This is a genomic window from Mesorhizobium sp. B2-3-4 (genome assembly GCF_006442315.1).
In the GTDB taxonomy this organism is placed as follows: Bacteria; Pseudomonadota; Alphaproteobacteria; order Rhizobiales; family Rhizobiaceae; genus Mesorhizobium.
In genome coordinates, this window is the sequence record NZ_VFVY01000010.1 from 159,627 (window position 1) to 176,108 (window position 16,482).

14 protein-coding genes are annotated in these 16,482 nt (G+C 63.6%); 7 read left to right on the plus strand and 7 right to left on the minus strand.

Going from position 1 to position 16,482, the window contains the following annotated elements; all coding sequences use genetic code 11:
• Positions 1 to 123 precede the first annotated feature (123 nt).
• The 7 genes from topA to rpmG all read left to right on the plus strand — a co-directional run bounded on the left by topA (position 124) and on the right by rpmG (position 8,469).
• Positions 124 to 2,745, plus strand: a complete 2,622-nt coding sequence (topA, locus tag FJ967_RS17175; RefSeq protein WP_140733008.1) for a type I DNA topoisomerase — start codon at positions 124 to 126, stop codon at positions 2,743 to 2,745.
• Positions 2,746 to 2,751: 6 nt separating this feature from the next.
• The gene (rnr, locus tag FJ967_RS17180) at positions 2,752 to 5,058 is read left to right on the plus strand and encodes a ribonuclease R (protein ID WP_140733009.1); all 2,307 of its coding nucleotides are present in this window, start codon (positions 2,752 to 2,754) and stop codon (positions 5,056 to 5,058) included.
• Complete coding sequence (locus FJ967_RS17185) at positions 5,058 to 5,510, plus strand: DUF983 domain-containing protein (RefSeq protein WP_140733010.1); 453 nt, start codon at positions 5,058 to 5,060, stop codon at positions 5,508 to 5,510. Before rnr ends, FJ967_RS17185 begins: the two co-directional genes overlap by 1 nt.
• A gap of 73 nt (positions 5,511 to 5,583) precedes the next feature.
• A complete protein-coding gene (locus FJ967_RS17190) occupies positions 5,584 to 6,324 on the plus strand; it encodes an NUDIX hydrolase (RefSeq protein ID WP_140733011.1) in 741 nt (246 codons plus the stop codon).
• A gap of 102 nt (positions 6,325 to 6,426) precedes the next feature.
• Entirely contained in the window at positions 6,427 to 7,605 is a 1,179-nt protein-coding gene (locus FJ967_RS17195) for an MFS transporter (protein WP_140733012.1), read from the plus strand.
• Positions 7,606 to 7,688: 83 nt separating this feature from the next.
• Positions 7,689 to 8,147, plus strand: a complete 459-nt coding sequence (locus FJ967_RS17200; protein ID WP_140733013.1) for a hypothetical protein — start codon at positions 7,689 to 7,691, stop codon at positions 8,145 to 8,147.
• 154 nt (positions 8,148 to 8,301) lie between these two features.
• Complete coding sequence (gene rpmG, locus FJ967_RS17205) at positions 8,302 to 8,469, plus strand: 50S ribosomal protein L33 (RefSeq protein ID WP_006201775.1); 168 nt, start codon at positions 8,302 to 8,304, stop codon at positions 8,467 to 8,469.
• Positions 8,470 to 8,582: 113 nt separating this feature from the next.
• On the opposite strand, the gene ugpC is transcribed toward rpmG, so the two are convergent.
• The 7 genes from ugpC to FJ967_RS17240 form a co-directional block, all read right to left on the minus strand.
• On the minus strand, positions 8,583 to 9,650 hold the full coding sequence (gene ugpC / locus FJ967_RS17210) for a sn-glycerol-3-phosphate ABC transporter ATP-binding protein UgpC (protein WP_140733014.1): 1,068 nt from the start codon (positions 9,648 to 9,650) through the stop codon (positions 8,583 to 8,585).
• Positions 9,651 to 9,654: 4 nt separating this feature from the next.
• On the minus strand, positions 9,655 to 10,503 hold the full coding sequence (locus tag FJ967_RS17215; RefSeq protein WP_140733015.1) for a carbohydrate ABC transporter permease: 849 nt from the start codon (positions 10,501 to 10,503) through the stop codon (positions 9,655 to 9,657).
• Positions 10,503 to 11,426 (minus strand): sugar ABC transporter permease, encoded by a 924-nt coding sequence (locus tag FJ967_RS17220; protein ID WP_140733016.1) that lies wholly within the window; start codon positions 11,424 to 11,426, stop codon positions 10,503 to 10,505. Before FJ967_RS17220 ends, FJ967_RS17215 begins: the two co-directional genes overlap by 1 nt.
• A gap of 177 nt (positions 11,427 to 11,603) precedes the next feature.
• Positions 11,604 to 12,881, minus strand: a complete 1,278-nt coding sequence (locus tag FJ967_RS17225; RefSeq protein ID WP_140733017.1) for a sugar ABC transporter substrate-binding protein — start codon at positions 12,879 to 12,881, stop codon at positions 11,604 to 11,606.
• 29 nt (positions 12,882 to 12,910) lie between these two features.
• On the minus strand, positions 12,911 to 14,098 hold the full coding sequence (locus tag FJ967_RS17230; RefSeq protein ID WP_140733018.1) for a PLP-dependent transferase: 1,188 nt from the start codon (positions 14,096 to 14,098) through the stop codon (positions 12,911 to 12,913).
• Complete coding sequence (locus FJ967_RS17235; protein ID WP_140733019.1) at positions 14,095 to 14,829, minus strand: FadR/GntR family transcriptional regulator; 735 nt, start codon at positions 14,827 to 14,829, stop codon at positions 14,095 to 14,097. The genes FJ967_RS17230 and FJ967_RS17235 overlap by 4 nt, the downstream gene beginning before the upstream one ends.
• A 109-nt stretch (positions 14,830 to 14,938) precedes the next feature.
• Complete coding sequence (locus FJ967_RS17240; protein ID WP_140733069.1) at positions 14,939 to 16,435, minus strand: FAD-dependent monooxygenase; 1,497 nt, start codon at positions 16,433 to 16,435, stop codon at positions 14,939 to 14,941.
• Positions 16,436 to 16,482 lie beyond the last annotated feature (47 nt).

A 16,482-nucleotide genomic window follows, 5' to 3' on the forward strand; every position in this document is an offset into this window, starting at 1 on the left:
CGCATTTTGGCCGCTTCCCCTTGACCGGATGCAAAAGCGCGGCCATGTGAGCGACGAACAGAACCGAGATTTCGTCGCGCGCAGCGGAATTCTTCTGCCGCATCACAGCTGATATGAGACCTCATGGACGTCGTCGTCGTTGAATCGCCGGCCAAGGCGAAGACAATCAACAAATACCTGGGCAGGAACTACAAGGTTCTGGCCTCGTTCGGCCATGTCAGGGATCTGCCGGCCAAGGATGGCTCGGTGCGCCCGGATGAGGATTTCGCCATGTCCTGGGCGGTGGACACCGCTTCGGGCAAGCGCCTCACCGACATCGCCAATGCGGTCAAGAGTGCCGACGGCCTGATCCTCGCCACCGATCCGGATCGCGAAGGCGAGGCCATTTCCTGGCATGTGCTCGAAGTGTTGAAGCAGAAGCGCGCACTCAAGGACAAGCCGGTCAGCCGCGTCGTCTTCAACGCCATCACCAAATCCTCGGTGCTGGAGGCGATGGCCAATCCGCGCCAGATCGACGTGCCGCTGGTCGATGCCTATCTCGCCCGCCGCGCGCTCGACTATCTCGTCGGCTTCACGCTGTCGCCGGTGCTGTGGCGCAAACTGCCGGGCGCCCGCTCGGCCGGCCGCGTCCAGTCGGTAGCGCTGCGCCTGGTCTGTGACCGCGAATCCGAGATCGAGCGCTTCATCCGCGAAGAATACTGGAACATCGCGGCAATCCTCGGCACGCCGCGCAACGAGACGTTCGAAGCGCGGCTGACCGCGTTCGAGCGCAAGAAGCTGCAAAAACTCGACATTGCCAACAAGGCGCAGGCCGACGACATCAAGGCGATGCTCGAAGGCGCCGCCTTCAAGGCGCTCTCGGTTGAAGCCAAGCCGACCAAGCGCAATCCCGGCCCGCCCTTCACCACCTCGACGCTGCAGCAGGCCGCCTCTTCCGGCCTCGGCTTCTCGGCAACCCGCACCATGCAGGTAGCGCAGCGGCTCTATGAAGGCATGGATATTGGCGGCGAGACCGCCGGCCTGATCACCTATATGCGAACCGACGGCGTGCAGATGGCGCCCGAGGCGATCTCGGCCGCCCGCGATGCCATCGCCAAGGAATTCGGCCCGAAATACCTTCCGGATCAACCACGCCATTACACGACCAAGGCCAAGAACGCCCAGGAAGCGCACGAGGCGATCCGCCCGACCGACTTCATGCGCACGCCCGCATCGGTGCGGCAATATCTCGATGCCGACCAGGCGCGGCTCTACGAACTGATCTGGAAGCGCGCCATCGCCAGCCAGATGCAACCGGCCGAAATCGAACGCACCACCGTCGAGATCGAGGCGGTGAATGGCGCCCGCACCGCCGAACTTCGCGCGGTCGGCTCGGTCGTCCGCTTCGACGGCTTCATCGCCGCCTATACCGACCAGAAGGACGACGACGCCGAAGACGAGGAAAATCGCCGTCTGCCGGAAATCCGCGCCGGCGAACAGCTTTCCCGCCGGGCAATCAATGCCACCCAGCACACGACAGAGCCGCCGCCGCGCTATTCCGAGGCGTCGCTGATCAAGAAGCTGGAAGAGCTCGGCATCGGCCGGCCGTCGACCTATACCGCGATCCTGAAGACCCTCGAAGACCGTGACTACGTCACGATCGACAAGCGCCGGCTGGTGCCGCAAGCCAAGGGCCGCCTGCTGTCGGCATTCCTGGAAAGCTTCTTCGAGCGTTACGTCGAATATGATTTCACCGCATCGCTGGAGGAAAAGCTCGACGAGATTTCCGACGGAAAGCTCGCCTGGAAAGACGTGCTGCGCGATTTCTGGAAGGATTTTTCGGGTGCCGTCGCCGACATCAAGGAACTGCGCGTCACCGACGTGCTCGATGCGCTGAACGAGGAACTGGCGCCGCTGGTCTTCCCGGCGCGCGAAGACGGCTCCAACCCGCGCATCTGCCCGAAATGCGGCACCGGCAACCTGTCGCTCAAGCTCGGCAAGTTCGGCGCCTTCGTCGGCTGTTCGAACTATCCAGAATGCTCCTTCACTCGCCAGCTCGGTGACGCCGCCAACCCCAATAGCGAAAATGGCGGCGGCGAGGACGGCACCAGGCTGCTCGGCAAGGATCCTTACACGGCAGAGGAAATCACGCTGCGCTCGGGCCGCTTCGGCCCCTACATCCAGCGCGGCGACGGCAAGGAAGCCAAGCGCTCCAGCCTGCCGAAAGGCTGGACGCCCGACTCCATCGACCATGAGAAGGCACTGGCATTGCTGTCGCTGCCGCGCGACGTCGGCAAACATCCCGAAAGCGGCAAGATGATCTCGGCCGGTCTTGGCCGTTACGGCCCGTTCGTGCTGCATGATGGCACCTACGCCAATGTCGACAGCATCGAGGATGTGTTCTCGATCGGCCTCAACCGTGCCGTGACCGTGATTGCCGAGAAGCAGTCCAAGGGCAAGGGCGGCCGCAATGGCGGCACGCCGGCGGCTCTCAAGGAGCTTGGCGATCATCCCGACGGCGGCGGCAAGATCGTCGTGCGCGACGGCAAATACGGGCCTTACGTCAATTTCGGCAAGGTCAATGCCACGCTGCCCAAGGGCAAGGATCCGCAATCGGTGACAATCGAGGACGCCCTGGCGCTGATCGCCGAGAAGGAAGCCAAGGGCGGTGGCGGCAGGAAGCCGGCCCGCAAAGCGGCTGCCGCCAAGGCGCCCGCCGCCAAAAAGACGGCCGCCAAGAAGCCGGCCGCGAAGAAGAAGGGATAGCAGGGCGTGGCGCGCAGGATCTCGGGACGAAGCCACGGCGATCCGCGCACCGCCGACACCAGGGCCAAGGTCAAGGACGACTACCGGCCCTCGCGTGACGAAATCCTGCGCTATATCGCCGAAAATCCCGACCGTGCCGGAAAACGCGAGATCGCCAAGGCCTTCGCGCTGCGCGGCGACGACCGTATCTGGCTGAAGGACCTGTTGCGCGACCTGCAGGACGAGGGCGTCCTCAGCAAGGAGCGCAAGCGACTGGCCCGCGTCGGCGCCCTGCCCCATGTCGCCGTTCTCGACATCTTCGGCCGCGACGGTGACGGGGTCTTGCTGGCGCATCCGACGGAACTGGCAGGCCCCGGCGAGCCACCCGTGGTCTCGATCCGCGTTTCGCGCGGTGGCAACGGCCCGGCGCCCGGCATTGGCGACCGCGTACTGGCCAAGACCTTCCCGACCGACGATCCGTCGGGGCCTGCCTATACGGGCCGGGTGATGAAGATATTCGAGAAGCGTAATGATGCCGTCCTCGGCGTCTTTCGCGTGCTTCAGGACGGCAGCTTCCGCATCGAGCCGGTGGAGCGGCGCCAACCCGAGCTGATCGTCGACAAGGAATTCCAGAACGGCGCCAGGAACGGCGATCTTGTCGAGGTCGAGCCTGCTCGAGCCTCCCGCTACGGATTGCCGCGCGCCAAGGTGCTCAACGTGCTGGGTTCGCTGACCAGCGAAAAGGCGGTCTCGATGATCGCCATCCACGCGCACGACATTCCGCACATCTTCCCGGCCGACGTCATCGCCGAATCCGAGGCGGTGAAGCCCGCGACGCTCGATCATCGCGAGGACTGGCGCGACCTGCCGCTGGTGACCATCGATCCGGCCGACGCCAAGGACCATGACGATGCCGTCTTCGCTACGCCCGACCTCGACGAGAAAAACCCCGGCGGCGTGATCGCCACCGTCGCCATCGCCGATGTCGCGGCCTATGTGCGCTACGGCACGGCTCTCGACCGTGAAGCCTTGAAGCGCGGCAATTCGGTCTATTTCCCCGATCGTGTCGTGCCGATGCTGCCCGAGCGCATCTCAAACGATCTCTGTTCGTTGCGCGAGGGTCAGGACCGTCCGGCGCTCGCCGTGCGCATGACCTTCTCGGCCGATGGCCGCAAGATCCGGCATTCCTTCCACCGCGTCATGATGAAGTCGGCGGCCAAGCTCGCCTATCCCCAGGCGCAGGCGGCGATCGACGGCATTCCCGACGACAAGACCGGCCCGATCCTCGATACGGTGCTGAGGCCGCTCTGGGATGCCTACGCCATCCTCAAGCGTGGCCGCGACGGCCGCCAGCCGCTCGAGCTCGACCTGCCGGAGCGCAAAATCCTGCTCAAGGCGGACGGCACGGTCGACCGCGTCATCGTGCCGGAGCGGCTCGACGCGCATAAATTGATCGAGGAATTCATGATCCAGGCCAATGTTGCCGCGGCCGAGACGCTGGAGGCGAAGAAGCAGGCGCTGGTCTACCGCGTCCATGATGCGCCCTCGCTTGCCAAGCAGGAATCGCTGCGCGAATTCCTGCAGACGCTCTCACTGTCGTTGGCGCGCGGCGCGCAGATGCGCCCCAGCCAGTTCAACGGCATTCTGGAGCGCGTGCGCGGTGCCGACAATGAAGCCCTGGTCAACGAAGTGGTGCTGCGCTCGCAGAGCCAAGCCGAATACTCGCCCAAGAACATTGGTCATTTCGGCCTCAACCTCAGACGCTACGCGCATTTTACCTCGCCGATCCGCCGCTACGCCGACCTGATCGTGCATCGCGGGCTTATCGCCGCGCTGGGCCTCGGTCCAGGCGGATTGACGCAAGACGAGGAAGCCCGCCTCGAAGACGTTGCGGTGCTCATCTCCGGCACCGAACGGCGCGCCATGGCTGCCGAACGCGATACGGTCGACCGCCTGATCGCTGCCTACCTCGCCGAGCGCATCGACGACCGCTTCGACGCCCGCATCTCCGGCGTCACCAAATCAGGACTTTTTGTCCAATTGCCGCAGTATGGCGCCGATGGTTTCATCCCAGTGTCAACTCTGGGCGGCGATTACTATATATACGACGAGACGGCCCGCTCGCTCTACGGAGAACGCTCGGGCAAGGGCTATCAGCTGGCGGACCGCGTCGAGGTCCGGCTTGTCGAGGTGGCGCCGATGGCCGGCGCGATGCGCTTCGAGATGTTGACCGACCCAAAGCCCTTGCCAGGCTCCAAAAGGTCGTTTCACAAGGCTAAGGGCCGCGCCCGCGCGTCGCAATCGCGACCTGGGTCGCGCGGCAGGAGACGATGATGCCGAAAGAGTTAGGGATGGAACAACAGGTTTTTGGCGGCGAACATCACACGGGCCGGGTTGCCCGCCCGCTGTGGACGGCGATGAAGCGGGGCTTGCTGGGCCGCTGCCCGAATTGCGGTGAAGGCAAGCTGTTTCGCGGCTTCACCAAGACCGTCGACACCTGCAGCGTCTGCGGCGAGGAGATCCATCACCATCGCGCCGACGATTTGCCGGCCTATCTCGTCATCGTCATTGTCGGCCATATCGTGCTCGGCGCCTTCATGGGCGTCGAGGCGACCTCCACCTTGTCCACCTGGCAGCACATCCTGATCTGGGTGCCCCTGACCATCCTTTTGTCGGTTGCCCTGCTGCAGCCTGTCAAAGGTGCCGTCATCGGACTGCAATGGGCGTTCTATATGCACGGATTCGGCGGCGAAAAGGATGTGATCGAGCCGCATCCCGGGGCCTGAGATATTGGCTGGCGCAACATGCCGATCGTTAAGGCCACTTTCGCATGCAAGAAGTTTCCGCTAGGTCCAGCGCATGGAAGCAATGACCAAGGCGGATGCCGACAAGCTCGACAAGGGTCTTGCCACGCATGGCGGCCGGCCCCTGCGTCCGCGTGACGCCGCGACGCTCATCCTGCTCGACCGCAAGGGCGACGACGTCCTGGTGCTGATGGGACGCCGCCACGCCGCGCACGCCTTCATGCCGGGGAAATTCGTTTTCCCGGGCGGCCGCACCGACCCCGCCGACAGCCGTATCCCGACGGCCACCACACTTGACCCCGGCGAAGAAGCCAGGCTGACGGCCGGCCCCGGCCGCACCAGCCAGACTCGAGCCCGTGCCATTGCCTTGTCGGCGATCCGCGAGACCTATGAGGAGGCCGGCCTGCTGATCGGCCGCAAGGGCGCCTTCACCACCACGAAACGCGACTGGCAGGGTTTCGTCGACCATGGCGTGGCGCCGTCGCTGGAGGCATTGCGCTTTGTCGCGCGCGCCATCACGCCGCCGAACCGGGTGCGCCGCTTCGACACCCGCTTCTTCAGTGCCTGGCGTGACGATGTCGCCATCGAACTGCCCGATGGCGGCCCGACCAACGAATTGGAGGAACTGGTCTGGCTCCCGCTAGCCAGGGCCAGGCAGGCCGACATACCTGACATCACCCGAATGATCCTCGACGAGCTGGAAAAGCGGCTCGCCGACGATCCGCTGCTGCGGCCGGGCGGCCCCGTTCCCTTCTACCGGCTTGTCCGCAACCGCTTCACCCGCGAACTTCTCTAGAGCAATTCCAGGAAAAGTACGACGCGGTTTTCCCGGGACAAGAGCGAAGCACTTGCCCTTGGGAATTGCGCAAGATCAAACAGACAGAGTATTCAGCATCTCATGACGGTCGATACCCAACCACAGGGCGACGAACGCGTACACTGGCTGCCAATGGTGGCGGCGATCTCGTCGATCAGCGTCGTCGGCATCGCCATTGGCCTCGGCATGCCGCTGCTCAGCGTCATCCTGGAAACGCGCGGCCATTCGGCCTCGATGATCGGCCTCAACACGGCCGTCGCCGGCCTGGCGTCGATTGCCGGAGCGCCGCTCGCCACGCCGCTCGCCATGCGCTTTGGTGTCGCCTGGACCATGATCGCCATGATCGCCGCCGGCGCGCTGGCCTTCGTCGGCTTCCATTTCGCGCCCGATTTCTGGATGTGGTTTCCGCTGCGCATCGTGCTGCACATCGCGCTGACCGTCCTGTTCATCCTGTCGGAATTCTGGATCAGCACGTCCGCGCCGCCGCATCGCCGCGGTCTTGTCCTTGGCATCTATGCCACCGTCCTGTCGCTCGGTTTTGCCGCGGGGCCGTGGCTGTTCGCCCATCTCGGCAGTTCCGGCTTCCGGCCGTTCGGCGTCATCATCGCCTTGGTGACGCTGGCCGCGATACCGGTGCTGGCCGCGCGCAACGAGAGCCCAACCATCGTGGCGGAGAGCGAAACCAGCCACTTCCTGCGCTATATCTGGCTGGTGCCGACCGCGACCTTCGCCGTGCTGGTATTCGGCGCGGTCGAGACCGGCGGCTTCGCACTGTTCCCCGTCTATGGCAGTCGCATCGGCTATTCCGAAGCCGATGCGGCGCTGCTCCTGACCATGATCGGCCTCGGCAATGTGCTGTTGCAGATTCCGATCGGCATGATCAGCGATCGCGTCTCCGACCGGCGCTATCTGCTGCTTGGCTGTGCCACGGTCGGCCTCGTCGGCACGATATTCATGCCGTTCTTCGCCGCGAACTGGCATTTGATGGCCGCGCTTCTCTTCGTCTGGGGCGGTGTCGTCGCCGCCATGTACACGATCGGCCTCGCCCATCTCGGCTCGCAGCTATCCGGTCACGAGCTGGCGTCGGCCAATGCCGCCTTCGTGCTGTGCTACGGCGTCGGCATGGTGCTTGGCCCGCAGGCGATCGGTATCGGCATGGACAGTTTTGGACCTTCCGGTTTCGGCTGGTCGCTCGGCCTGTTCTTCGCCGCCTATATCGCCCTGGTCTGTTTCAGGCTGGTGCGCAAGATTCTTCTCTGACGCAGCCCCGCTGCTGACAGAACCGTGTCAGCAGAGCCGGGTTAAAAGAGTGTCCCAAAACTTCGGACGTCGAGGATACTCTCATGATCGATAGCGGCTTTGAAACCACTTCGCTGCGCATGACGCTTCTGCTGCTCGTGAGCTTCCAGGCTCCGGCCGCCGATATCGACCGCATCATGGACGCCGTGGTGGCGATCGCGCCGCTTGCCATGGGCAAGTATGACCGCAATGCGTACCAGTCGGCGCACGGCATCGAGCGCTACAGGCCGCTTGAAGGGGCCGCTGTCGGTGCCGAGACCGAATTGCGCCGCCGCCCGGGAACGGTCGAGGTTTCCTTCGAATTGCCCGACGACCAGGAACTGGCGGCCCGAGTCGTCGAGGCGATTTTCCAGGCCCATTCCTACCAGGAGCCCGTGATCCGCATCCAGCCGATCCTTGCCAGCCGTTCCAAGGGGCTGGACGACCGCGCCAATCCGAATCGCTGGTGGAACACCACCGGGGACTGGAAGAAGCTCGCGGCGGTCGAGGTGCAAACCGCCTGATTTGCGCCCGCAAGGCTTTTCAGACGCGTCACATCCGGTCCTGCGGGCTTGACTTTCCAGGCACGTTCTTTATGTGTCGCGCCAAGTTTCCCGCGTCCGGGTGTTTTCCCCGTGCTCCAGCGGCCAAAACTCCACGAACGAACGGACTGATACCATGGCCAAAGCCGCAAACATCAAGATCAAGCTTCTGTCGACCGCCGACACCGGTTTCTTCTACGTGACCAGCAAGAACAGCCGTACCAAGACCGACAAGCTGTCGTTCCGCAAGTACGATCCGGTTGCCAAGAAGCACGTCGAATTCAAGGAAACCAAGATCAAGTAATCTGGTTTCCTCTCTGGAATGCAAAAAACGCCGCCCATTGGGCGGCGTTTTTGTTTGCACGAGAGATCGAGCATCCCAGCCCGGCTGAATTCCTTCAGCCCGGCTGAATTCCTTCAGCCGATGCGATCGCCGCTTTCCCTATCGAACAAATGCAGCGCCGCAGGGTCGGCCGCCAGCCGCACCACATCGCCGGGCTTCACGCCGGCACGGCCCATGGCAAAAACGCAAAGCTGCTGCCCTGCCAGCTTGACGTAGAACTGCGTCGACAGGCCAAGCGGTTCCACCACTCCGACCTCACCTCGCAGCGCACCGTCGTCAGCGAGCTTGATATGCTCGGGCCGCAGACCGACGGTGATCGCGTCGCCGTCCTTCAACGGCAGACCGTCAGGCAGGCGCAGCTTCTGGCCGTCGGACAGCACCGCATCGACCTTGCCGGCCTTCTCCACCGCCGCCGGCAGGAAATTCATGCCGGGCGAGCCGATGAAGCCGGCGACGAACATGTTGGCCGGCCGGTCGTAGAGGTCGAGCGGCGCGCCGACCTGCTGGATCAGCCCGTCATGCATGACGACGATCCGGTCGGCCATGGTCATCGCCTCGATCTGGTCGTGGGTGACATAGACCGAGGTGGTCTTCAACTGCTGGTGCAGCGCCTTGATCTCGGCGCGCATATGGACGCGCAGCTTGGCGTCGAGGTTCGACAGCGGCTCGTCGAACAGAAACACCTTGGGATCGCGCACGATGGCGCGGCCCATGGCGACGCGCTGGCGTTGGCCACCGGACAATTGCCTGGGCAGGCGCTGCAGGAACGTGTCGAGCCCCAGCCGCTTGGCCGCTCCATCGACACGCGCATCGATCGCGGGCTTCTCGGCTTTCCGCAGCATCAAGCTGAAGCCCATGTTCTTGGACACATCCATATGCGGATAGAGCGCGTAGGACTGGAACACCATGGCGATGTCGCGATCCTTCGGCGCCACGTCGTTGACCAGCCGGTCGCCGATGCGGATCTCACCGTCGGAAGCTTCCTCGAGCCCCGCGATCATGCGCAGAAGCGTGGACTTGCCGCAGCCTGACGGACCGACCAGGACAACGAACTCGCCATCCGCGATTTCCAGGTCGACCGCGTGCAAGACGCGCACGGCGCCATAATCCTTGCGGACCTTTTCGAGCGTGACAGAGGCCATCGATCTATCCTTTGACCGCACCGGCGGTCAGGCCGGTGACGAGATAGCGTTGCAGGAAGGCGAAGAAGATGCAGACCGGGATAAGCGCCAGGATGGAGGCGGCCATCATCTGCCCCCAGTCGACGGCGAACTTGCCGATGAAGGTCAGCAGCCCGACGGCGAAGGTCTTCTGGTCGTCGCTGGAAATCAGCATCAGCGCGAACAACAGCTCGCTCCAGGCGGCGGTGAAGACGAAGCCGAGCGTCGCCCCCATGCCCGGCAGCGTCAGCGGCACGATCACGCGGCGCATCGCCTGCGCGCGGGTACAGCCGTCGATCATCGCCGCCTCCTCCAGATCCTTCGGGATGCCGTCGAAGAAGGACTGCATCAGGAAGGTGGCGAAGGCGGTGTTGAAGGCGGTGTAGATGATGATCAGCCCGGTCAGGCTGTTGATCAGACCGATCTCGCCCATCACGCGGTAGATCGGCGGAATGACCATCACCAACGGGAAGGTCTGGGTCAGAAGCAGCATCAGCGCCAGCGCCGCCTTGCCGCGGAAGGTGAAGCGCGACATGGCGTAGCCGGCAAGCGTTGCGATCACCGTGACCAGCGCCGCCGTCGACACCGAGACGATGACGCTGTTGAGGAAATAGCGCGGGAAGTCGGTCGCTTCGAGCACGGTGGCGAAATTTCGCAGCGTCATCTGCGACGGCCAGAAGGTGATGCCCTCGGAATAGAGAAGCCGCTCCGGCGTGACCGAGATCTTCAGCGTCCAATAGATCGGGAACAGCGCAAAGACCACATAGGCCGCGATCGCCGCATAGAGGCCGACGCCGCCGAAAAACCGTTGCGAGGTTGTGCGTCCGGCGATCATCAGACGTGCCTCACCAGGCTGCGTCGGATACCGATCAGAACAATCGCATAGGCAATGAGCAGCACCAGCAAGAGCACGGCGACCGCCGAGGCATAACCCTTGTCCAGCGACTTGAAGGCGCTGACATAGATGTAGACCGGCACGGTATTGGTCGAGCCGGCGGGCCCGCCCTCGGTCATGACGAAGATCAGGTCGGCAAAAGTCGCGATCCAGATGGTGCGCAGCATGACGGTTATGGCGATGGTCGGCGCCAGGAAAGGCAGCGTCACCTTGGTGAAGCGTTGCCAGGGCGAAGCGCCGTCGATGGCCGCCGCCTCGTGCAGTTCCGAAGGGATCGATTTCAGCGCCGCCAGCAGCGTGATGGCGAAGAACGGAATGCCGAACCAGACATTGGCGACGATCGGGCCCCACATTGCGGTCGAAGGGTCGGAAAGCACGTTGGTCGGCTCGGCCTTCAGCCCCAGGGCGAACAGCCAGTGCGGCAGCGGACCGATGATCGGATTGAACAGCCAGGCCCATGTCAGTCCCGACAGGAAGGACGGCACCGCCCAGGGCAGGAAGACCAGGGCCTGCACCGCCTTGCGACCGGCAAAAGGCTTGTCGAGCAGCAGTGCCAGGCCGAGGCCGAGGAAGAACTGGAAGAACAGGCTGGCGACCGTCCACCACAGCGTGTTGACCAGCGCCTGGCCCAGCACCTGGTCCGACAGCATCGCCTGATACTGGCCGAGCCCGACATATTCCGACTTGAAGGCGGAAAACTTGCGAAAGGAATAGCTGATGCCGATGACCAGCGGCACCAAAAGCACCACGACCAGCAGGATGATCGCCGGGCTGAGATAGAGCCAGGGCTCGAAAGTCGCATAGGAGAACCGCTTCCTTCGCGGCCTGCCTGCGGATCGAATTTCGGACACGGCGTAGGTCATACGGTGCTCACAGTGGAAGGTGGATGCCGGCGTGGCAACAGCACCCTTCTCCCCGTTCAACGGGGAGAAGATGCCGGCAGGCAGATGAGGGGCGCTGAGTCGGCAGAAGCTGGCGCCGCCCCTCATCCGTCACTTCGTGACACCTTCTCCTCGTGAACGGAGAGAAGGGAAGGAAAACTACTTCTTGTTCTTGGCCAGCCAGTCCTGCTGTTCCTTGGTCAGGAAGGCAGCCCACTGGTCGGCGACGTCCTTGGCCGTCTTCTGGCCGAGCAGCACTTCCTGGAAGTTCTTGATCGCCACCTGGTCGACGAAATTGCCGAGGTTTTCGAGATGCGTCGGCGGCGTCACCATTTCATACTTGGAGCTGTCGCTGAGTTCGGTGAACCAGCCCTTGAACTGCTCGGTCTTGAAATGCGGATCCTGGTCGGCGCCGTTGTGGATCGGCACGACGCCGACCTCCTTGGCCCATTCCAGATTATCCTTCGGCGACAGCAGCGTCGCCATCAGCTTCCAGGCGTCGTCCTTGTGCTGCGAATTGGCAAACATCGCCCAACCGGCATAGCCGAGCGTCGGATAGGATTTGCCGCTCGGGCCGGTCGGCAACGGCGCCACGGCGAAATCGTCGGCGCTCATCTTGTCGGCGATGCCGAGCAGAGCGTCGGGATCCTGGTTCAGCATGGCGCAAGTGCCGGAATAGAAGCCGGTGACCGTCTCGTTGAAGCCCCAGCTCACCGCATCCTTCGGCGCCAGGCCGTCCTTGTACATGTCGGCCAGCATCTGCAGGCCCTTGACCGAGCCTTCGTCGTTGATGGTCGAGGTGCCGTCCTCGTTGAAATAGCCGCCCTTACCCTGAGCGATGTTCATGAACATATGCATCCCGTTGAAGGCACCCGGGCCGCCGCGCAGGCAGTAGCCGTATTTGCCCGGAATGGCGGAGATCTTCTTGGAATCGGCGACGAACTCGTCCAGCGTCGCCGGCGGGCCGTCGAGCCCGGCTTCCTTGAACAGTTTCTTGTTCCAGAACAGCGCGTTCACATAGTAGCCGTAAGGGATCATGAACTGGGTGTTGTTGACGGTCGAGCCGAACTGCTTGGCACGGTCGCCGAGCGTCTTGGCATCGTCCCATTTGGCCATATAGGGGCCGAGGTCCTCGAGCTGCGCATTGTTGGCGTAGAGGCCCATCCAGCGCTCCGGCATCTCGACGACGTCGGGCGTGTCGCCGGCCTGCACCATGGTCAGGAATTTCTCGAAGGCCTGCCCCCAAGGCAGCGAAACCAGCTCGACCTTGACGCCGGGATTGGCGGCTTCGAATTCGGCGATCTGCTTCTTCAGGAACTCGGTGCGCGGCGGGCTGGTGATCACTTCGACCATTTTCAGGGTCGAATCGGCGAGCGCACCACCGGCGGAAATCGCCAGCCCCGCAACGGTGGCAAGCATGACGGTCAGTTTTTTCATGTTCAAGACTCCCATTTTGAACCCGCTTGTTATTTTCTGGCTTTTTCGAAGGCCTGGGCGATATCGGCCCACAGGTCCTCGACACTTTCCAATCCGACATTGAAGCGGATGGTTCGGGGGCTGACGCCGAAGCGCGCCATCGAATTCAGTCCCGGCGTCTGCTCCAGCGACGCCTTGGCCGGTACGACCAGACTCTCATGCCCACCCCAGCTGACGCCGATGCGGAAGAACTTCAACGCGTCTACGAAGACCGGGATGTCGATGTCGTCCGTCACCTCGAAGGAGAACAGCCCGGCATAACCCGCCAGCGTCGCCTTGCCCGGATGGTTCGAATAGGCGGGGTGGTTGACCCGCTCGACATTGCCGTGTGCCTTCAGCCGCTCGGCGATGGTGAGCCCGCTCTTCATATGGTGCGGCAGGCGCAGCGGCAGTGTGCGCAGGCCGCGCAGCAACAGCCAGGCCTCGAACGGCGACAGTTTGCCGCCGAGATAGGAATAGGTCTGCTCGTTGATGTGCTTGATATGCACGGCCGAGCCCGCCACCACGCCGGCAACGGTATCGCTATGGCCGCCGAGATATTTCGACGCCGAGTGCAGCACCAGGTCGACGCCATGCGTGAACGGCTTCTGGAACACCGGCGTCGCCCAGGAATTGTCGATGGTGGTGATGATGCCATGCTCTTTCGCCAGCCGGGTCAGGTGCGGCAGGTCCTGCAGCTCGAACATCATCGAGGTCGGGCTCTCCAGGTAAAGCAGCTTGGCGCCTGGCAAGGCCGCCGCCACCGCATCCGGATCGGAGCCGTCAACATAGTCGACCTTGATATTGAGCCGCGGCAAGAGCCGCTCGAACAGCCGGTAGGCATCGCCATAGCAGTTGCGCACCGCCACGATGCGCTCGCCGGCGCCGACAAAGGCAAGCACCGTGGCGCTGATCGCCGCCATGCCGCTGGAGAAGCCGCGCGCCGCCTCGGCGCCCTCTAGTGCCGCGACACGCGCCTCGAATTCCATCACCGTCGGATTGTCACCGCGCGAATAGATCGGCTGCTTTCGTTTGCCGGCAAACGTGTCGGCCATTTCGGCATAGTTGGCGAAGGTGAACAGCGAGGTCTGGTAGATCGGCGGCACCACAGCGCCGCCCGGAAACGGTTCGTCATGCGCCAGAAGCGTCGCCGCCTCGGCGAGATAATCGTGGTCAAAACCTGATGGATGCTCGTTCATGTCTGGCCCAGGAATTTGAGTTTGGCCGCACCGCGCTTCAAGTCGTCCTCGACGGTGGCGATCAGCTTCAGCGCCTCGTCGCGCGCGCCTTGCGGATCGCGCGCGGCAATGCGTTCGTAGATGGTGCGATGGTAGGGAAAGCTGGCGTGGCCAAAGTCGCGCACGCCGAGCGGATGCTCCCAGAAACGGTGGAACAGCTCATGCATGGCCGCGATGATCTGTTCGAACAGCGGATTTCCGGAGACCCGGTAGATCGCCTGATGGAACTCCCAGTCCTCTTCGGAAGACATGCCGTCGCGGGTGCGGAACGCCTGCTCCATGATGTCGAGCTTGCGTTCGATCTCGGTGATGTCGGCGACGCTGGCGCGCTCGGCGCAGAGGGCTGCCGCCTCCGCTTCCAGCGCGCGGCGGATTTCCAGCGTCTGCATCAAGCTGGTGAAATCGTTGCCGCCGGCAAGCGTGAGCGGCAAATGCAGCATGTCGGGTGAGACGGCCGCCTTGAGATAGGTGCCGCTGCCTTGCCGGCGCTCGACCAGGCCCAGCCCTTCCCACCTGGTCAGCGCCTCGCGCACCGTGTTGCGGCTGACCTTGAGCCGCTCGGCCAGAATACGCTCGGTCGGCAGCCGCTCGCCGGGCTGCAAGGCCTCGGCGCGAACGAAGCCAACCAACGCCTTCAGCACGGCGTCATCGCGCGCCGTCGTCTGGATGGGTGGCAGGCTGTTCTGGTCCACATCTCCTCCAAGTGGTCCAATGGTCCAACCAATTCCTGCATAGATAGAACCTCCTGTCAATCGCTTGTCAGGAGGCGCTCGAGTTGTTGAAGCCTGTGAAGCGCTGTGTTCAGACTTTGGCGGCAGCCGGTCCGAACCATCTGGTTAGGGCGTCGGCCAATCCCCGCTGGTCTGCAATTCCAACCCAGGCCACATACCCATCCGGCCGGATCAGCACGGCCTCCGGCGCGACGACCGTTCCAAGTACGGGAAGCTCCCAGGCGCCGGCATAGACGGCATCGACCTGTCTGATGCGGCCGGCCCACGGCGCTATGTCCAGCCTGCCTGGTTCACCCAGGTTGACGAGCACCGGCTGGGCGTCGTGCAGCAAGGTAAAAAGCCGCAACGGACCATTGGCGGTGAGCAGATCGAGGTCGGGCATTCGTCGCCCAAGCAGCGCATGCCCTTCCCCGAAATCGTAGTGCAGACCCAGGCCAGACATCTCCCCGGCGATCCGTTTGCGTGGCTCGTCCATGGCGAGCAGTTCGGCAACCGTGTCGCCGAGAGCCTTGGTGCGCGCATCCATACGACGAAGCGCGACCTGCGCCATCGTGTTGCGCAACACGCGGGCGGCGACCGGATGGCGCTCGGCATGGTAGCTGTCGAGCAGGCTTTCCGGTGAGATCCGCTTGACCACCTGGGCCAGCTTCCATCCCAGATTGACCGCGTCCTGCACGCCGATATTGAGCCCCTGCCCGCCCATCGGCGGATGGATATGCGCGGCGTCGCCGGCCAGCAGGACACGCCTGTTGCGATAAGCAGCGGCCTGGCGCGTCATATCGGTGAAGCGGGAAATCCAGGTTGGATTGTGGACCCCGAAGTCGGTGCCATAGGCAGCGACAAGCGCCTCGCTGAGATCGTTCAGCGTCGGTTCGCCACCGAGGGTCAGTTGTCGCTCGGTCAGCACGACCCCCACCCGGCCGCCGTCCTCCAGCTTACCCATCGCATGAGTTCCATGGGCGTCGCTGCGAAAACCCAATGCCGGTTCCCTAGACATTTCGACTTCGGCGATCATCCAGCTCATCGTCGGATCCCATCCGTCGAACGCGATATCAGCCGCCTTGCGGATCATGCTGCGTCCACCATCGCAGCCGACCAGGTACTGCGCCCTCAACCGTTGGCCGCCGGACAAATCAAGGTCGACGCCGTCATCATCCTGCGCGAAGTCGGTAACGTCCTGTCCGCGATAGATCGGCACGTTCAGCTCGCCGACCCAGTCGGCCAGGATGCGCTCGATGTGGTTCTGCCGCAGGCCGAGCACATAATTGTGCCGGCTGGGAAAATCGCCGATGTCCAGCTTGACCATGTTGAAGCCCACCGATCGCGAAGGCTGTCCCTGGGACACGAAGCGGTCGGCAATGCCACGCTGGTCGAGCACCTCGATGGTCCGGGCATGCAGGCCGCCCGCGCGCGAACCGATGAGTTGCTGGGTCGGCCGCCGCTCGACAATGGCCACGTCGACTTTGGCCAGCGCGAGTTCCCCAGCCAGCATAAGCCCTGTCGGGCCGCTCCCGGCGATCAGCACCGCATGATCTTCTCGTCCATCCGTCGGTATCGATACCGGCATTTGCTGCTCCCGTTTCCGTTGGCCAGGGCGTGGTTGTACGGGAGGAG

Bases quoted from the DNA above. Each gene is read 5' to 3' on its own strand.
- topA (WP_140733008.1), top strand. From the start codon at position 124: ATGGACGTCGTCGTCGTTGAATCGCCGGCCAAGGCGAAGACAATCAAC.
- FJ967_RS17185 (WP_140733010.1), top strand. From the start codon at position 5,058: ATGCCGAAAGAGTTAGGGATGGAACAACAGGTTTTTGGCGGCGAACAT.
- FJ967_RS17190 (WP_140733011.1), top strand. From the start codon at position 5,584: ATGGAAGCAATGACCAAGGCGGATGCCGACAAGCTCGACAAGGGTCTT.
- FJ967_RS17195 (WP_140733012.1), top strand. From the start codon at position 6,427: ATGACGGTCGATACCCAACCACAGGGCGACGAACGCGTACACTGGCTG.
- FJ967_RS17200 (WP_140733013.1), top strand. From the start codon at position 7,689: ATGATCGATAGCGGCTTTGAAACCACTTCGCTGCGCATGACGCTTCTG.
- rpmG (WP_006201775.1), top strand. From the start codon at position 8,302: ATGGCCAAAGCCGCAAACATCAAGATCAAGCTTCTGTCGACCGCCGAC.
- ugpC (WP_140733014.1), bottom strand. From the start codon at position 9,650: ATGGCCTCTGTCACGCTCGAAAAGGTCCGCAAGGATTATGGCGCCGTG.
- FJ967_RS17215 (WP_140733015.1), bottom strand. From the start codon at position 10,503: ATGATCGCCGGACGCACAACCTCGCAACGGTTTTTCGGCGGCGTCGGC.
- FJ967_RS17220 (WP_140733016.1), bottom strand. From the start codon at position 11,426: ATGACCTACGCCGTGTCCGAAATTCGATCCGCAGGCAGGCCGCGAAGG.
- FJ967_RS17225 (WP_140733017.1), bottom strand. From the start codon at position 12,881: ATGAAAAAACTGACCGTCATGCTTGCCACCGTTGCGGGGCTGGCGATT.
- FJ967_RS17230 (WP_140733018.1), bottom strand. From the start codon at position 14,098: ATGAACGAGCATCCATCAGGTTTTGACCACGATTATCTCGCCGAGGCG.
- FJ967_RS17240 (WP_140733069.1), bottom strand. From the start codon at position 16,435: ATGCCGGTATCGATACCGACGGATGGACGAGAAGATCATGCGGTGCTG.